Consider the following 3006-nt stretch of genomic DNA (forward strand, 5'->3'; position numbering starts at 1 on the left):
TACTATTGAAGACAGCGATGGTATAAAACATTACATTTTCACACTAAATGGTAAAGAATTAAAAATTAATATTAATGATTTTTCATTTGAAATTGATTTTATTAGAGAAATTAAATTTATTGATAATTTTGGTCTCAGTAATATAGAAATTATAAAAAATTATTCTTCAATACAAAAAAAAGATGCAGAAAACATATTAAATCGCTTCATCAAAAATTTTGACCCAAGTATAGAAGTATTTAAGATTATAGATGACACACCACAATGTAAAAAAAATGGAGACTATCTGGAACTGACGGAGTTTGGTGATGGGGTAAGATATTTAGTATCCATTGTAAGTGCACTTTATCAATGTGAAAATGGCTATTTGTTTATTGATGAAATAGACAATGGTATACACTACACAATGCTGGCTCAATTATGGGAAATTATTTTAACCCTGGCGAATGAACAGAATATACAAGTATTCGCAACAACCCATTCCAAAGAATGTATTGAATCTTTTTATCAAGCAGCTAAACAATTAGAAGAAAAAGAGATAACTTATACTATTATGACGCAATTAAAAAGTGGTGCAATTGATGCTGGTGTATATAACTATGACTTATTAGAAAATAGTATGGAACAAGAACATGAGGTGAGAGGATGGTAGGCGTTGCTATTTTTCATGAAGGAAGTTCAAAAAAAACTGCTGATAATGAACTTTTAAATTTATTAATAACAAATTTAAACTTAGATAATAATAAAATAAGATTTATTGGAATAGGTGGTAAAAGTAATTTTTTTAACTTGGATAATAAAAATTATAGCACTATAAAAATGGCTGTAAGACGGGAAGAAATTAACAAAATACTATTTGTCATTGATGCAGATTATGAAAAAAATGATGAAAAGTATGGTGGCTATGATAATACTGAAACTGAACTCAAAAAAATTATTCATGAGTTGGAATTACAAGACTGTTCAGATATTTATATCACTTGCGATCCACAAACCAAAGATGGCTACCTGGAATCATTAATCCTCTCGACCATCCCTGAAAAACAAAAATCCTGTATAGAAAATTTTTTAAACTGCTCAGATTTTAAATCTAAAGAAAACCATAAAGCCATACTCAACCAGATTTATAAAACGGCCTACCCTCAGGCACCATTCGATTTCTCCCATCAAAACTTTGACGAATTGAAACAAAAACTCACTACACTCTTTAGTATGGACAAGCATTCATGACCACAGAAAAACCCTGGACCGGGCGTTTTACCGCGCCCACCAATCAATTTGTTGAAGCCTTTACCGCTTCAGTAGACTTTGATCAACGCCTGTATCATTACGATATTATGGGTTCAATCGCCCATGCGCGGATGCTGGCAAAAGTTGGCGTATTAACAGAAGCCGAGCAAGAGCAGATTATTGCAGGGCTGGGCAGTATTGAGCAGGAAATCGAAGCCGGAACCTTTGACTGGTCGGTGGCGCTGGAAGATGTGCACATGAATATTGAAGCACGTCTGACAGCCAAAATCGGTAATGTCGGTAAAAAACTGCACACCGGGCGCTCGCGCAACGATCAGGTGGCAACAGACATCCGTTTGTATCTGCGCGATGAGATTGATCTTATCCGCGCAGAACTCAAGCGCCTGATTGAAGGTCTGGTAGACCTGGCGGGGCGCGAAACCGATACCATCATGCCGGGTTTCACCCATTTGCAAAGCGCCCAGCCCATCAGCTTTGCCCATCACATGCTGGCCTGGGTGGAAATGCTCATGCGTGACCGCGAGCGTCTTGCCGATTGCCGCAAACGGGTAAACACCATGCCTTTAGGCGCAGCGGCGCTGGCTGGCACCAGCTACCCCATAGACCGGACTTACACGGCAGCATTATTAGGCTTTGACAACATCGCTGAAAACTCATTGGATGCCGTCAGCGACCGCGATTTTGCCATTGAATTTACCGCTGATGCTGCACTGCTGATGATGCACTTGTCGCGTTTCGGCGAAGAACTGGTATTGTGGTCTTCCGCACAATTTGATTTTATCGACTTGGGTGATGCTTTTTGTACTGGCTCTTCCATCATGCCGCAAAAGAAAAACCCCGACGTGCCGGAACTGGTGCGCGGTAAAACCGGGCGGGTATACGGACACCTCACCAGTCTGCTAACCTTGATGAAATCCCAGGCACTGGCCTACAACAAAGACAATCAGGAAGATAAAGAACCGCTGTTTGATACCATCGACACCCTTAAAGGCAGTCTGCGGGTATATGCCGACATGATGCCGCAGGTGCAGGTGAAGCGTTCGAATATGTACCACGCAGCAAAACAAGGTTTCACCACGGCAACAGATTTGGCGGATTATCTGGTGTGTAAGGGGCTACCCTTTCGCGATGCGCACGAAGTGGTGGGGCAGGCGGTACGCCACTGCATAGAACATGAAACCGAACTGGATGCTTTAAGCCTGAAAACCCTGCAAGGTTTTTCCGAGATTATTACCGATGATGTTTACAGTGTCTTGACGCTGGAAGGCTCGGTGGCGGCGCGTAACCATATCGGCGGCACCGCGCCTGTGCAGGTGCGGAAAGCGATAGCGCGGCTCAAAGTGCGTCTGGCTGAGTAACCAACTGCTTCCCTATCATTCCCATGCTCTGCATGGGAATGTATAATTTCAGTAATTCCCCAATTTTATACCATAGATTCAGGTAAATAAGAAAATAGCCGTAAATTTTTTACGGCAGATAGAGATTGTGTTATAGTCCAAAATATTTAATCAATAACGGTTTAAATGGACACCATAAATGCTCACTAAGTTTGAAGTCAGTAATTTCAAAAATTTTGCAGAAAAGTTTACTTTTGATTTAACACAGACCAATAATTATGTTTTTAATCAAAATGCTGTACATAATGGTATTATTAAAAATGCATTAATTTATGGTCATAATGGAGTAGGTAAATCAAATTTAGGTTTTGCAATATTTGATTTGATTTCACACTTGACTGATAAACATTCTGATTCT

4 protein-coding genes are annotated in these 3006 nt (G+C 40.0%); all 4 read left to right on the plus strand.

Annotation, left to right across the window (positions count from 1 at the left end; all coding sequences use genetic code 11):
- Window positions 1–652, plus strand: a 652-nt coding sequence (locus QUF61_RS18025) for an AAA family ATPase (RefSeq protein WP_289682939.1), incomplete at its 5' end; no start/stop codon positions are given.
- Window positions 646–1230, plus strand: coding sequence for a hypothetical protein (locus QUF61_RS18030; protein ID WP_289682940.1), 585 nt, complete (start codon window positions 646–648; stop codon window positions 1228–1230). The genes QUF61_RS18025 and QUF61_RS18030, both read left to right, overlap by 7 nt.
- Complete coding sequence (gene argH, locus QUF61_RS18035) at window positions 1227–2609, plus strand: argininosuccinate lyase (protein ID WP_289682941.1); 1383 nt, start codon at window positions 1227–1229, stop codon at window positions 2607–2609. Before QUF61_RS18030 ends, argH begins: the two co-directional genes overlap by 4 nt.
- A gap of 178 nt (window positions 2610–2787) precedes the next feature.
- Window positions 2788–3006, plus strand: a 219-nt coding sequence (locus QUF61_RS18040) for a hypothetical protein (protein ID WP_289682942.1), incomplete at its 3' end; no start/stop codon positions are given.

Origin of the sequence: Candidatus Venteria ishoeyi (genome assembly GCF_030378065.1) — a bacterium.
In the GTDB taxonomy this organism is placed as follows: Bacteria; Pseudomonadota; Gammaproteobacteria; order Beggiatoales; family Beggiatoaceae; genus Venteria; species Venteria ishoeyi.

Excerpts from the sequence above, each read along its gene's own strand:
- argH (WP_289682941.1), top strand. The coding sequence starts at position 1,227 with ATGACCACAGAAAAACCCTGGACCGGGCGTTTTACCGCGCCCACCAAT.
- QUF61_RS18030 (WP_289682940.1), top strand. The coding sequence starts at position 646 with ATGGTAGGCGTTGCTATTTTTCATGAAGGAAGTTCAAAAAAAACTGCT.